Below are 12549 nucleotides of genomic sequence, written 5' to 3' on the forward strand. Positions count from 1 at the left end.
CGGCGGTGGCTTCGGCAGGCTCAGCCACCGTGAAACGGCGTGGCCCAGCCCCGACCGAGGTCCCTGAGCCCGTCGACGCGGGGTCCCTGAGCCTGTCGAGGGACCGGGACCCCTGCTAGCGACTCAGGCCGCGACGGCCGTCTTGGCTGCGATGAGCTCCAACGTCTGCACGCGACCCTCGGAGCCTTCGCCCTCGTAGGCCCCCGCCACCGGCGACACCATGATCTCGTCGACGCCGTGCTGTGCGGCGAAGGCGGAGAGCTGTCCCTGCACCTCGGAGCCCGTGCCGACGAACCACTTCTGTCGGGTCGAGGCCATGATCGATCCGGCCATCGCGTCGAACGGCTCGGCCTGGGCCTGCTCGACGGTCTCGAGCGGAACCATCGGGCGGTTGGTGCGCAGGCGCGCCATCATGCGCAGCTGCGGGAGTGCGCGCTCTTCGGCCTCTTCCGCCGTCGGGGCGGCGACGACGTTCGCGGTGACGAACGTCCGCGGACCCTCGCCCGATTCGTTCGGCACGAACTGGTCGCGGTACAACCGCAGAGCGTGATCGAGCCCTTCGCCCGAGAAGTGGTTCGCGAAGACGTAGGGCAGACCGAAGCTCGCGGCGAGCTGGGCGGAGTAGTCGCTGGATCCGAGCAGCCACACCTGGGGCGTCCCGGATGCCGACGGCGTCGCCTTCACCTGGTACTCGGTGCCCGAGGTGAAACGCACCGTCGCGCCCTCGGGCGAGGTGAGCGCCATGATGTCGGTCACGTGGTCGGGGAAGCGCGAGACATCGCTCGTGGTTCCCGAGCGGTTCAGCAGCTGCGTGATGACCGGATCGCTCCCGGGCGCGCGACCGATGCCCAGGTCGATGCGGCCCGGGGCGAGCGCCTCGAGGGCGGCGAACTGCTCGGCGACGATGAGTGGCGAGTGATTCGGCAGCATCACCCCGCCCGAGCCGACGCGGATGCGCGAGGTCCGCGCGGCCGCGGCGGCGATGAGGACCGGGGGAGTGGTGGATGCCACCGAGGGCATGTTGTGGTGCTCGGCGAACCAGTACCGGCGGTAGCCGAGGCGCTCAGCACGTTCGACGAGGTCGAGCGCGGCACTCACCGCCTGCGCGCTGGTCTGCCCATCACGCACGGGCACGAGGTCGAGAACGGAGAGGGAGGGGATCGCGTCGTTCACGCTCACGGCAACGCGGCGATCGCATCCGATATTCCGTTCACGCGCGAGCCGGGCGGCACGCGGGCGACGGACTGCGGCGCCGAGGGCGAGATGCTGCGCACGCGGGCTCTCCGGCGCGGTCGGAACGGGCGGCATCCATCTTCAGCTTCCTCTCAGGAAATCGGCGTGACGAATGCGCTGCCCGCCGCGTCTCACTTATGACATCGCGGGACACACGGTCCCGGTACGACGGAAGGAAGCGAACATGGCCGAGAACACCACCACCGCCACCCCCACCACCAAGGACGGCGGCTCGACCGTCATCGTCGACGCCGTCGTCGCCAAGGTCGCCGGCATCGCCGCGGCCGAGGTTCCCGGCGTTCACGCCCTCGGTGGCGGCGCCGCCCGTGTGATCGGCAACATCCGCCAGGCCGTGGGCGCGAAGGACCACGCGCAGGGCGTGAGCGTCGAGGTGGGCGAGACCGAGGTCGCCGCCGACATCGCGATCCAGGTCGACTACCCCGAGCAGCTGCAGCGCGTGGCGTCGAACGTCCGTGCGGCCGTGCACCAGGCCATCACCGAGCTCGTGGGCATGAAGGTCGCCGAGATCAACGTGACCGTGGTCGACGTCTTCATCCCGGGCGACGACGACGAGGACGAGGTCGAGGACGCCCGCGTCAACTGACATCCGTTCCGCGAGGGGCGTCACCGCGAGGTGGCGCCCCTTTCGCGTGCCCGCTGCGCCACACCTCTCGGCGAACGGGTGGCCGGGTCGCGTCCGCGTGACGGCGAACGAGCGGCCTGGCCGCCTCGGCGCGACGGCGAGCAGCGTTTCGTCGACACAGAGTGGGCAGAGCGGGTACACGCACCGCGGCGACGGCGCCGGCTCGCCTGCTCGTCCTCCGCGCGCTCAGCCGCCGTGGCGCACGTGGTCGTAGGCGTCGAGTGCGCGCTTGCGCGTCTCACCGAGGTCCACCATCGGCTCCGGCGGGTTCTCGTCGAGGTACTCGGGAGCCCACTCGCGCACGTACTGATCGCGCGGATCGAACTTCTTGCGCTGCGTCTCCGGGTTGAAGACACGGAAGTACGGAGCGGCGTCCGCGCCGGATCCCGCGACCCACTGCCAGTTGAACGGGTTGCTCGCGGCATCCGCGTCGACGAGGCAGTCCCAGAACCACTGCTCGCCATGGCGCCAGTCGATGAGGAGGTTCTTGATGAGGAAGGATGCCGTCACCATGCGCACCCGGTTGTGCATGACGCCGGTGTGCCAGAGCTGTCGCATCCCGGCATCCACCACGGCCACGCCCGTCTCGCCCCGCTGCCAGGTCTCCAGGTGCGCGCGGTTCAGCGTCGGCCAGGGGAACGCGTCGTAGGAACGACGCCAGTTCACCGTCGCGATGTCGGGGGAGTGGAAGGTCACGTGCCACGCGAACTCACGCCACACGAGCTCGGACAAGAATCCGCTCGCACTCTTCGCGTGCTCGCCCGAGCCGCGGTGCTCGACCGTGTCATGCCACACCTGGTACGGGCTAATCTCGCCCCACCGCAACCTCGGCGAGAGGTTCGAGATCGCGCCGCCGGCGAATTCGTCGCGGTATGTCGAGTAGTCGCCGAGATCATCGTCGAGGAACTCCTTCAGGCGCGCCTTGGCCGCGGGTTCCCCCGGCTCCCACGTCTCGCGCAGACCGCCGGCCCAGTCGGGCTTCGTCGGCAGCAGGTCCCAGGCTCCCAGATCGTCGCCGTCGACCCGTCCGTCGAAACCGGGGATCTTGCGCGCCTCGGGTAGCGGCGGGCGCGGGGCCGGGAGCTTCTGGACGGCGCGAGAGAAGGGCGTGTAGACCCCATAGGGCGTGTCCGACTGGGTCCGCACGGTCCACGGCTCGTACAGCAGGTTGGCGGCGAACGAGGCGACGGTGACACCGTCGGCGCGCAGCTTCTCCTTGATGCCCGCGTCGATTTCGCGTTCCACCCCGCCGTAGCGGCGGTTCCAGAACACCGCGCCGGCGCCGAGCTCCGCGACCACGGCCGGGATGACCTCGGCAGCCTTGCCGCGGCGCAGCACGAGCGACCCCCCGCGCTCCTCGATGCGGTCGGCGAGGGATGCCAGCGACCCGTGCAGCCACCAGCGCGCAGCCCCACCGATCAGGCGCACCCCGTCCGACTCCTCGTCGAGGAGGTACACCGCCACGATCGGTTCGTCGCGGTCGAGCGCCGCACGGAGCGCCGGGTTGTCCGTGAGTCGGAGATCGTCGCGGAACCACACGATGGAGGGCGAAGGCATCCTTCGACGCTATCCACCGCGGCATCCGTGCCGTCGGGCTTGACACCCGCCCGCGCCGCCTCGCCCCTGTGGGGCCGCACGCGTGTCGCGAGGCCCGTACGTGGCGTGCCCGGCGTTCTCGGCACCGACGAACGTCTGCGATGTCGTGGCGGAACGCCGGGTGCCGGGGTCAGAGCGTGGAGACGTCGTGCCCCTTGGGCAGCGCCACGGCGAGACCGCCGGCGACGATGCGCGTGTAGATGCGCGTCGCTTCGCCGAATTCGTCGCCGTCCAGTTCGATCGGCTGTGCGGGGGCCGTGGCGAGCTCGATCCCCGTTCCGCGCAGGTAGCGCACCGACGAGTCCTTGCGGCGCTCGAGCACGCGGCGCCCGGCGCGGAACTTGCGCAGCACCGAGTTGTCCCACCAGATCTTGCGCCAGACGCCGAGCCATCCGAACACGCCGGTCGGCTGGATGACGGCGACGTCGAGCTCGCCGTCGGCGATGGAGGCGTCGGGGATGAGCGCCACGCCGCCCGGCAGGGCTCCGCAGTTGGCGAAGAGCACGCTCTGCACCTTGGCCGAGTGCAGGCGGTGCCCGTTCAGCTGGTACATCACGCGGAACGGCTTGGCGCCCACGAGCGAGCGGGCGGCGCCGTCGACGTAGGCCACCCAGCCCACCTGTTTCTTCAACTCGGGGCGGGTGTTCTGGATCATCGCGGCGTCCAGGCCCATGCCGGCCATGACGACGAAGCCGTGCTCCTCCACGTCGCCGTTCGCTCGACGGATGCGGGCGATACCGGTGTCGGTGTCGTGGACGAACCCGTCGAAGGTCGCCCGGATCATCGTGTCGGTGTCGTCGAGCGGGAGGTTGAGGTTGCGGGCGAGCAGATTTCCCGTGCCGCTCGGCACGATCGACAGCGGCACCCCGGTCGAGGTGAGCGCTTCGGCCACGGCGCGGACGGTCCCGTCACCGCCGGCCACGAGGACGGCGTCGGCCTTCTCGTCGAGGGCGGCGCGGGTCGCGTCGTCGCCCAGATCGTCCACGGTCGTCTCGTAGAAGAGGGGCTCGGCCCAGCCGGCCTCCGCGGACAGCTCGGCCACCCGTGCGCGCAGGGTGTCGGGGTCCACCTTCGTGGGGTTGTAGACGAGCGCGGCACGCTTCTTCTGCGTCGCCTCGGCGTCGATCGGCGCCTCATCGCCCTCGGCGTCGACGCGCTGCGTCTTGCCGGGCAGCTCTTCCGACGAGTCGGGCGCCACGTCCTCCGGCTGTCGGATGACGTCGTCGGGCTCCGCGGCCTCCTTGGGATCGGGGGCGTCCGTGCGGGGGTGGTCGTCGACGTCGTCGCCGAGTCGGGCGGCGTGGAAGTCGTCGCTCGAACCTTCGGCCGCTGCGGCGTCCGCCTTCACCTCGGCGGGGGCATCGGCGGGGACGGTTTCGGGGGAATCCGCGTCATCACGCGGCTCGTCAGGGGCGGCCATGGCATCCACACTAGGACCGCGGTCCCCCGCGCGACCGGTCGGGCGGTCGGGCTTGACGGGGGGATGCCGAACACGCATGCGACCTGCGAACAAGGGCGGTCGTTCCGCGGCCGTACGGCGAGTCCACGGCCCGGCGCGCACGGGGCGATGTCGGATGCCGACCCTAGGATGGACGCGTGATCGACCTGACTCTGCTGCGTGAAGATCCCGAGCTCGTGAAGCGCTCCCAGATCGCCCGTGGGGAATCGCCCGCGTCGGTCGACGATGCGCTCGACGCCGACCGCCGTCGCCGGAAGGCCATCACGGACTTCGAAGAGCTCCGTGCCGCGCAGAACGCGCACGGCAAGCGCGTCGCGCAGGCGCCGAAAGACGAGAAGGCCGCCCTCGTGGCCGAGGCCAAACAGCTCAGCGAACAGGTCAAGGCGGCGCAGCACACCGCGGGCGAGGCCGAAGCGGCCGCCGAGGTGGCACTCGCGAAGATCGAGAACATCGTGATCGAGGGCGTGCCGTCGGGCGGCGAAGAGAATTTCGTGACCCTCCGCACCCACGGCGACATCCCCGCGTACGACTTCGAGCCGCGGGATCACCTCGAGATCGGCGAGAAGCTCGGCGCGATCGACATGGAGCGCGGCACGAAAGTGTCGGGCAGCCGGTTCTATTTCCTCACCGGCATCGGCGCACGCCTCGAGCTCGCGCTGATGACCCTGGCGCTGGACCGGGCGTTGCAGGCCGGGTTCACCCCGATGATCCCCCCGACGCTCGTGCGTCCCGAGGTCATGCGCGGCACCGGCTTCCTCGGCCAGCACGCCGACGAGGTCTACCACCTGCCGAAAGAAGACCTCTACCTGGTGGGCACGAGCGAGGTCCCGCTCGCCGGCTACCACATGGACGAGATCCTCGACTTCGAGCGGGGGCCCAAGCGCTATGCCGGTTGGTCCACCTGTTACCGCAGCGAGGCCGGGTCCTATGGCAAAGACACCCGCGGCATCATTCGCGTGCATCAGTTCAACAAGCTCGAGATGTTCGTCTACACCGATCCGGCCGAGGCCGAAGCCGAGCACGACCGCCTTGTCGCGATGCAGGAAGCCATGCTGCAAGACCTGGGCCTCGCCTATCGCGTGATCGACGTCGCCGCCGGCGACCTCGGCTCGAGCGCCGCGCGCAAGTTCGACATCGAAGCCTGGGTCCCCACGCAGGACGCCTACCGCGAGCTCACCAGCACCTCCAACTGCACGACCTACCAGGCGCGGCGGCTCGAGACGCGATTCCGGCCCGAGGGCGGGGGCAAGACCCAACCCGTCGCGACGCTGAACGGCACTCTCGCGACCACCCGCTGGATCGTGGCCCTGCTCGAGACCCACCAGCGCGCCGACGGATCGGTCACGGTGCCCGAGGTGCTGCGACCGTACCTGGGCGGTCTCGAGGTCATGGAGCCGATCGCGTGACCGACGAGGCCGCCCTCCCCGACACCGGTGCCGTCGAGAGCACGCCGCGGCAGGAGGCGGCCGACGTCGTCGCCGCGCTGGCCGACGACGCCCCCCTTGGGCGGATGCTGATCGCCCTCGACATTGACGGCACCGTCTTGCTCGAAGACGACACCCTCAGCCCCGGAGTCGTCGAGGCGGTGGCCGATGCCGCCGAGGCCGGGCACGAGGTCATGCTCGCCACCGGGCGCAGCTGGGACAGTACGCACACGATCATGGAGCGCCTCGGCATCCGTCCCGAGTACGCGGTGTGCTCGAACGGGGCCATCGTGATGCGCCGGGTCGGAGACGCGGATGCCGCGGAGTACGAGCGCGCGCACGTCGAGACGTTCGATCCGACCGAGGTGCTGACGCTTCTCGGCGAGCACCTCGCGGGGGCGCACTTCCTCGTCGAACTGCCCGACGGCTCGCGTCTGTTCACCGACTACCTGGACGACTGGAACCTTCAGGGCGCCAACAAGGTGACCTTCGACGAGCTGTCGACGCAGCCGGTCTGCCGCGTCGTGGTCGTCGCCCCCGAGCAGACCGACCAGGATTTCCTGGAGCTCGTCGAGCGCATCGGCCTCACCCAGGTCTCGTACGCCATCGGATGGACCGCCTGGCTCGACATCGCCCCGCAGGGCGTAGACAAGTCCACCGCGCTCGAGCTGGTACGGGGCTGGCTCGGTATCGCGCCCCACCAGGTGTTGGTGATGGGCGACGGGCGCAACGACATCGAGATGATGCAGTGGGCCGTACGCAACGGCGGCCGTGCGATCGCGATGCACCAGGGTCCGCCCGAGGTGCACGCGGCCGCGGGCGAGGTGGGTCTATCGGTGACCGAGGGCGGCGTCGCCGCAGCGCTCCGCTCCCTCTGATCCGGAGCGTGCGCGGGGGTCCCGCCGGAGCGATCACGCGCCGGGGGTTCCCGCCGGGGTGATCACGCGGAGACGATGTCAGCCGATCGTGGACAAACGGATGTTGTCGGACCCCTCCGGGCTCCGGAACAGAGGAGCGCAGCTCGCGTCGATCGTCACGGTGGTGTCGTGTGCGCCCGGCGTGTGGCGCAGCTCGAGGGGACCGAGGTCGCCATCGGGCAGCTGCACCGTGTAGGAGACGGTACGCGCTTCCCCCTCGGCCAGCAGCAGCGTCCGGCTCTCGGCAGGGTTGTCGTGGTCGGAGCCGGAGCGATCGCGGAAGCGCGGGTCCCACCAGTCGCCGATGTCAGGCGTGGTCGAGAGGATCTCGCCCCCGGGTGGGGCGAAGAACAGCACATCGAGCATCATCGTCCTCGGGTCGATCCCGCGCTCGAGGTTGCGGAGACCGAGGGTGTAGCCGCTCTTGATCGCATCCGTGATGGTGCTCTGCAGATCCATCGACACGGTCACGGTGCGGCGGTCGGCATTGCAGGTGGCTCGTTGCGAGTAGGTGAGGTGGTACTCGAGTTTGCCGATGGAGTAGTCGTTGAAGTAGATCCCGAGCTGGGTGGCTTCGGTATTGTCTTCGCGCAGCGTTCCGTCGAGTCCGTACTGGTGGGCGAGGTCTTCGAGCGCCGCATCGTCGAACCAGGCGAGGATGCGTCCCTCCTCCGCGCTGCGGACGATCTGCGCCCACATCGCGCCGATGTCCCATTGGCTGCTGGTGAGCTTGGCGAACATGCCGGCGCTGACTTCGTTGAAGTAGGCGTCCATCGCCGCGTTGTCCATGCCGAACCGTTCGTAGGGTTCGCTCATCAGAACGGATGCCGCGTTGCCGGAATCGACGACTTCGCCCGAGGCGAGCGTCAGGGGGCCGGTGGCCTCGAGCAGGTGCGCGAGCACGAGAGGGTCGATGGAGATGACGCCGTCGAAGCGCGGCTTCTCGGTCCAGTCCCGCGTGGTCTGGAACAGTTCGACCGCGGTCGGGAAGTGCGGGCTCATGGTGAAGTTCGACGACCAGTTCGTCAGCTCCGCCGGGTAGAGCTCGCGCGTGTCGTCGGCGAGGCGGAGGAGCGATCCGTTCTCCGTATCGAACCCCCGCGCCGGCAAGTCCACGTACATCAGATCCGTGCCCGTGTCCTGGCTGAGGAGGTCGACTCTGCCACCGTCGACTTTCAGCACGAGCCACTGCGCGACCCCGCCACCGGTCGCCCGGATCTCGGCGGGGGTCTGGATCATCAGTTGATACAGCATCGGGCGGTCGGCGCCCGCGGCGCGAAGGAGTGCGGGCAGGTGTTCCTCCACGGTCTGCAGGACCGGCGTGGCCTGTTCGATGAGGCCCACGAGTTCGTCCACGGGTTCCGAGATCTGCGGGACGACGTCGGTTCGGTCCATCGCCGTCGCGATGCGCGTCGCCTCGCTGAACGAGGTCAGCACCGTGGGGATGACGCTGCCCGCGTTGAGGAACGGCTTCAGGTTGATCCCCTGGGCGTCGGTGCCGTCGCTCGACGCCGACATCATGTCCAGGACAGGAGGCAGCGTCTGCGAGGTGAGCGTGTAGGCGATGTCGGTGACGGCGCGCACCGCGAGCACGTTGTTCCGGGCCGCCGGAACCTGCGCGGCGAGGTCCCACAGCGGTCCCTCCGCCGTGTCGTGGGCGCGCTGCGCCCGAGCGACGATGTCGGTGCCGGACTGCTCGATCCCCTGGACGTCGCCGCGCGCGGCGGCACGTACGAGCAGCGACGACTGGTCCATCGCCGCCTCGAGGTCGTCGCGCACCTGAGTCACCTGCCACGCGAAGATCCCCGCGGTGGCGAGCGCGACGATCGCGATCACCAAGAGCGGGCCGCCGACGGCGGGCAGCACGATGGACACGAGGCGGCGCCGTCTCTGCGCCGCCGTCTCGGCGGCGGCGTGGCGCGCGAGCGGCTGCCGGGGCGTCAGGGGGTCTGCAGCGGCGCGTCTGCGCCCTCGCGTTTCGGAACGAGTGGCGTGCGACGTCTCCGAGATCACGCCCCGAGGATACGTGGACGACATGACCGGTCGCTCATGGCCGGTGAACGTGTCGATGAACTCCGGCGTGGGCCTTTCTCAGTGCCCCCAGGCCTCCCGTACCGCCGCGCGCAGCATGCGCCCGTCCGTCCGGTCGAGCTCCCGGCGGCTGCGTTCGTACGCCGCGCGCACGGCGTCCCGGAAAACACCCGCACGGGCGGGAGCGGATGCCGCGAGCGAGGCCAGGCATTTCTGCAACCGCACCTGTACCTCCACGTCGGCGGCGCCGTCCCGAGCGAGGGGACGGAAGGCGTCGTCGACGAGATCGGCCAGCGCCGGTGCGGTCACGAACACCCGTTCGTAGTCGACGTCCGCCACCGCGCGCGCGGCGAGACCGCGTGTGAAGACCCGCTGGAGCGCGGCGATGACCTCGATCGCCGTGCCCGGGTCATTGGTCGCGGCCGACAGGGCTCGACTGCCGATCTCGGTCAGCGCGATCACGCCGAACCGCGGGTCCTGTTCGTAGGTGCGGTGGTGCTCGATGCGGAAGGCGCGGCGGATGCCGGCGCGAACGTCCTCGTCGACGGAACCCGTCACGACGGCGAGCGGCACGCGGGCGTCGGCGATGCGCCCCGGCGTCGCCCGCACGTGCACGTCGATCCCGTGTCGGTGAGCGAGTCGGTCGAGCCCGGCGACATCGATGTGCGTGACGTATCCCACATCCTCGGCGTGGACCGGGACGGCATCCGCGGGCGGCATCACAGCAGGCTGCGCGCCGAGCGTCGGCGACTCCGCGTGCAGCTCGAAAGACGTCGTCGCGGCCTTCTCGACGCGATCGATCACATCGGCCATTCGGCCGAACGTGGACAGGTGCGAGATCCACCGCAGCAGGGTGAAGACGACCATGGCGATGACGACGAGGGTGGCGACGAACAGGATGGTGCGACCGCGCGGCTCGTAGTACCCGGTCGAGAGGGCGACGATGCCGACCAGCGAGAAGGTGAACGCACCGATGAAGGTGGAGACGGCGTTCTGCGATGTCGGGTCGGCGATGAGCAGGGGAGTCGACCGAGGCGTGGCGGTCGTCGTGGCCGAGGAGAACGCCGTGACCATGGCGGTCACCGAGAAGGTGCTGACGGTGAGCATGGCGGTGGCGATGATCTGCAGCAGCGATCCGACGGAGTTCTGGGCGAGGTCGATTCCGAACTCGAACGGCAGCAGGGGACCGAGGTAGTTGGCCGCCAGCGCGACGACGACCGCGATCACCGTGAAGATGGCCGCGCGCACCCACACCTGTCTCCCCAAGCGGAGGAAGAAGGATGCCAGAGAACTGCGCGTTGTGGTGGCCATTCCGCCGACGCTACCGGGACGGAGGATGCTCGCTCGGGGGCTGGACGCGTGGCCGCTCAGCGCAGCGCTGGTCGATGCGCGTTCACCGCTCACGTCCCTTCGCGCGCGCGACCTGCGGCTCAGGTCTCGGTAGACTCGGGGCGTCCGGGAGGGTTGTCCGAGCGGCCGATGGACCTGGTCTTGAAAACCAGTGGACAGCAATGTCCCGTGGGTTCGAATCCCACACCCTCCGCCAAATGTGCCTTATTCGAACCCCGTCCAAACGAAAGTTTGGGCGGGGTTCTGGCGTTCTGGCCGTCGTCGGAGGTCTGCATGCGCAGCAGCACCGCAGAAGGGTTCCAGCGGCGTTCTGGGCGATTCCCCCACTCCCGGACAGGCACGAGCACGCCGTCGGTTCCGGTTGCTGCTAGCGAGTTCTGCTCCTGCATTGGCACGGGGAGAACGGCTACCTCTCTCGTTTCGACCCTGAGCGTCGCGTCGCTCGCCAGCAGACCGGCAAACAAGCTCTGCACCTCGGCACCGCCAGCGCGCGGAGCGGGCGTCGGGCGCCCCAGGCAAAGAGCGACGTCGATCTCGCCGCGGTCCGCGAATGGGCCCGTGCGAACGATCACACCGTCAGCGATCGCGGTCGTGTACCTGCCGCCATTATCGAGGCCTACAAGACAGCCACCGGGTGACCCCCTCCAACACAGAGCTCCCTCGAGTGAAGGTACTCGGGGGAGCTCTGTGTGCGCGGCGGCATACGGCGCTCCGCGAGAGCAAGTTTACCTTTCCTGGCGAGGCGCATTCACCCCATCACTAGCCGATAAAGCGCACGTCTGCCTTGGAGGCCGCTAACTGCAACGACGTGGCAGAGATACTCAGGTGAACCGTCGCGTTCAGGCTTGGCCAGTCCATCCCAACTAGCAAGTCATCGGTTAAGGACGCTACCTCGACGGGAAACCAAAGATGGAATAGCGCCGCATGGAGCATGCCCTCCGTTCCTCCACCGCCGCTGATGAGGTGGGCAGGCGACTTGTCTTGCGAAACCGGTCCTGAACCTGGGCTCACGGCCCAAACTTCTATTGCGTGATCTACTTTTCGGCGTTCGGCAAAGGCGTATGTGACGCCACCACCCTCCCTTACGCGTACCGCCGTGCGTAGCGTGGCGAATACTCCGCTGGGCGAACAGACGAAGCCCGTAAGTGACGCCGCAGCGGCCTCAACTTCCAACCGCAGGTCGGGCGAGCCTTCCACCGCGGCCGGAACCTCCCCAAACGGCGGATACCGACGTGGTTCTGAACGTGTCGTCTCATCCATGTGTTCAGTAGTAGCAGGCGTTGTCGTCATCCGCGGCGCAGAGTGCGTCGGACGTCTTCGCTCCCTCGTGGGTGTATCGTCCGTACGGCGTGAGGTACACCCACTGCGTAACTGCGGTGGTCAACACTGAGTTGTTCAGCGGGCGGGTGCTGGAAACGAAGTCGACACTGCTGCTCGGGAGGCCGTTCGTATCACTGTTGCCGACAAGCTGGCCACTGTTGATCGCCCATAGTTCAAGGTGACGCTCGCCGAAGTTTCCGGCGTTGGGGAAGTAAGTATTCGTCGCGCTGACCTTTGTCGTGCGAGCGCCAGGTGAACCGGCCTGACTTTCGTTCCGTTCTTCAAGTAAGGATGGAAGACGATGAACAGGAAGTATTCGCCGGAGATGCGTGAGCGGGCGTTGCGGATGCTCGCGGAGACGCGGCCGTCGCACCCGACGATGATGAGCGCGGTCCGGCATGTGGCTGGGCTGCTGGGGATGAGTCCGGAGACGTTGCGGTTGTGGCAGCGGCGGTACGAGGTGGACGCCGGCGTGAAGCCCGGGTTGACCACGGACGCGGCGGCGGAGATAAAGCGGTTGCAGAAGGAGGTCTCGGAGTTGCGGAAGGCGAACGAGATCCTCAAGGCTGCGAGCGT

At 68.8% G+C, this 12549-nt stretch carries 10 protein-coding genes and 1 tRNA gene; 6 read left to right on the forward strand and 5 right to left on the reverse strand.

Features of this window, described 5'->3' with window-relative positions; all coding sequences use genetic code 11:
- Positions 1 to 123: 123 nt before the first annotated feature.
- Entirely contained in the window at positions 124 to 1173 is a 1050-nt protein-coding gene (locus MT347_RS15870; RefSeq protein WP_243502325.1) for an LLM class flavin-dependent oxidoreductase, read from the reverse strand.
- Positions 1174 to 1417: 244 nt separating this feature from the next.
- On the opposite strand from MT347_RS15870, the gene MT347_RS15875 reads away from it, so the two are divergent.
- Positions 1418 to 1837 carry an Asp23/Gls24 family envelope stress response protein gene (locus tag MT347_RS15875; protein WP_243502301.1) on the forward strand — a complete coding sequence of 140 codons (420 nt, stop codon included), beginning with the start codon at positions 1418 to 1420 and terminating at the stop codon, positions 1835 to 1837.
- Positions 1838 to 2062: 225 nt separating this feature from the next.
- Here MT347_RS15875 and MT347_RS15880 read toward each other — a convergent pair whose 3' ends face one another.
- Together MT347_RS15880 and MT347_RS15885 are read right to left on the reverse strand one after the other, a co-directional pair.
- Complete coding sequence (locus MT347_RS15880) at positions 2063 to 3433, reverse strand: deoxyribodipyrimidine photo-lyase (RefSeq protein ID WP_243502302.1); 1371 nt, start codon at positions 3431 to 3433, stop codon at positions 2063 to 2065.
- A 169-nt stretch (positions 3434 to 3602) separates the two neighbouring features.
- Entirely contained in the window at positions 3603 to 4892 is a 1290-nt protein-coding gene (locus MT347_RS15885; RefSeq protein ID WP_243502304.1) for a diacylglycerol kinase family protein, read from the reverse strand.
- A gap of 176 nt (positions 4893 to 5068) precedes the next feature.
- On the opposite strand from MT347_RS15885, the gene serS reads away from it, so the two are divergent.
- Positions 5069 to 6337, forward strand: a complete 1269-nt coding sequence (gene serS, locus MT347_RS15890) for a serine--tRNA ligase (RefSeq protein ID WP_243502306.1) — start codon at positions 5069 to 5071, stop codon at positions 6335 to 6337.
- Positions 6334 to 7233 carry an HAD family hydrolase gene (locus MT347_RS15895; protein WP_243502308.1) on the forward strand — a complete coding sequence of 300 codons (900 nt, stop codon included), beginning with the start codon at positions 6334 to 6336 and terminating at the stop codon, positions 7231 to 7233. The genes serS and MT347_RS15895 overlap by 4 nt, the downstream gene beginning before the upstream one ends.
- A gap of 78 nt (positions 7234 to 7311) precedes the next feature.
- Here the strand turns inward: MT347_RS15895 and MT347_RS18475 are convergent, their stop codons facing one another.
- Positions 7312 to 9285 (reverse strand): DUF4012 domain-containing protein, encoded by a 1974-nt coding sequence (locus tag MT347_RS18475; protein WP_243502309.1) that lies wholly within the window; start codon positions 9283 to 9285, stop codon positions 7312 to 7314.
- Positions 9286 to 9363: 78 nt separating this feature from the next.
- The gene (locus MT347_RS15905) at positions 9364 to 10614 is read right to left on the reverse strand and encodes a DUF2254 domain-containing protein (RefSeq protein ID WP_243502311.1); all 1251 of its coding nucleotides are present in this window, start codon (positions 10612 to 10614) and stop codon (positions 9364 to 9366) included.
- Between the two features lie 147 nt (positions 10615 to 10761).
- Between MT347_RS15905 and MT347_RS15910 the strand changes: the two genes are divergently transcribed.
- The 3 genes from MT347_RS15910 to MT347_RS15920 form a co-directional block, all read left to right on the forward strand.
- Positions 10762 to 10849, forward strand: a tRNA-Ser gene (locus MT347_RS15910).
- A 187-nt stretch (positions 10850 to 11036) separates the two neighbouring features.
- Positions 11037 to 11291: a histone-like nucleoid-structuring protein Lsr2 gene (locus tag MT347_RS15915; RefSeq protein WP_279391456.1), complete on the forward strand. Its 255-nt coding sequence runs from the start codon at positions 11037 to 11039 to the stop codon at positions 11289 to 11291.
- A gap of 983 nt (positions 11292 to 12274) precedes the next feature.
- On the forward strand, positions 12275 to 12549 hold a 275-nt coding region (locus MT347_RS15920; protein ID WP_243502313.1), incomplete at its 3' end, for a transposase.

It is taken from the genome of Microbacterium sp. VKM Ac-2923 (genome assembly GCF_022815605.1).
GTDB lineage: Bacteria > Actinomycetota > Actinomycetes > Actinomycetales > Microbacteriaceae > Microbacterium.

Coding starts and splice junctions, on each gene's coding strand:
- MT347_RS15875 (WP_243502301.1), top strand. CDS start 1,418: ATGGCCGAGAACACCACCACCGCCACCCCCACCACCAAGGACGGCGGC.
- MT347_RS15880 (WP_243502302.1), bottom strand. CDS start 3,433: ATGCCTTCGCCCTCCATCGTGTGGTTCCGCGACGATCTCCGACTCACG.
- MT347_RS15885 (WP_243502304.1), bottom strand. CDS start 4,892: ATGGCCGCCCCTGACGAGCCGCGTGATGACGCGGATTCCCCCGAAACC.
- MT347_RS15905 (WP_243502311.1), bottom strand. CDS start 10,614: ATGGCCACCACAACGCGCAGTTCTCTGGCATCCTTCTTCCTCCGCTTG.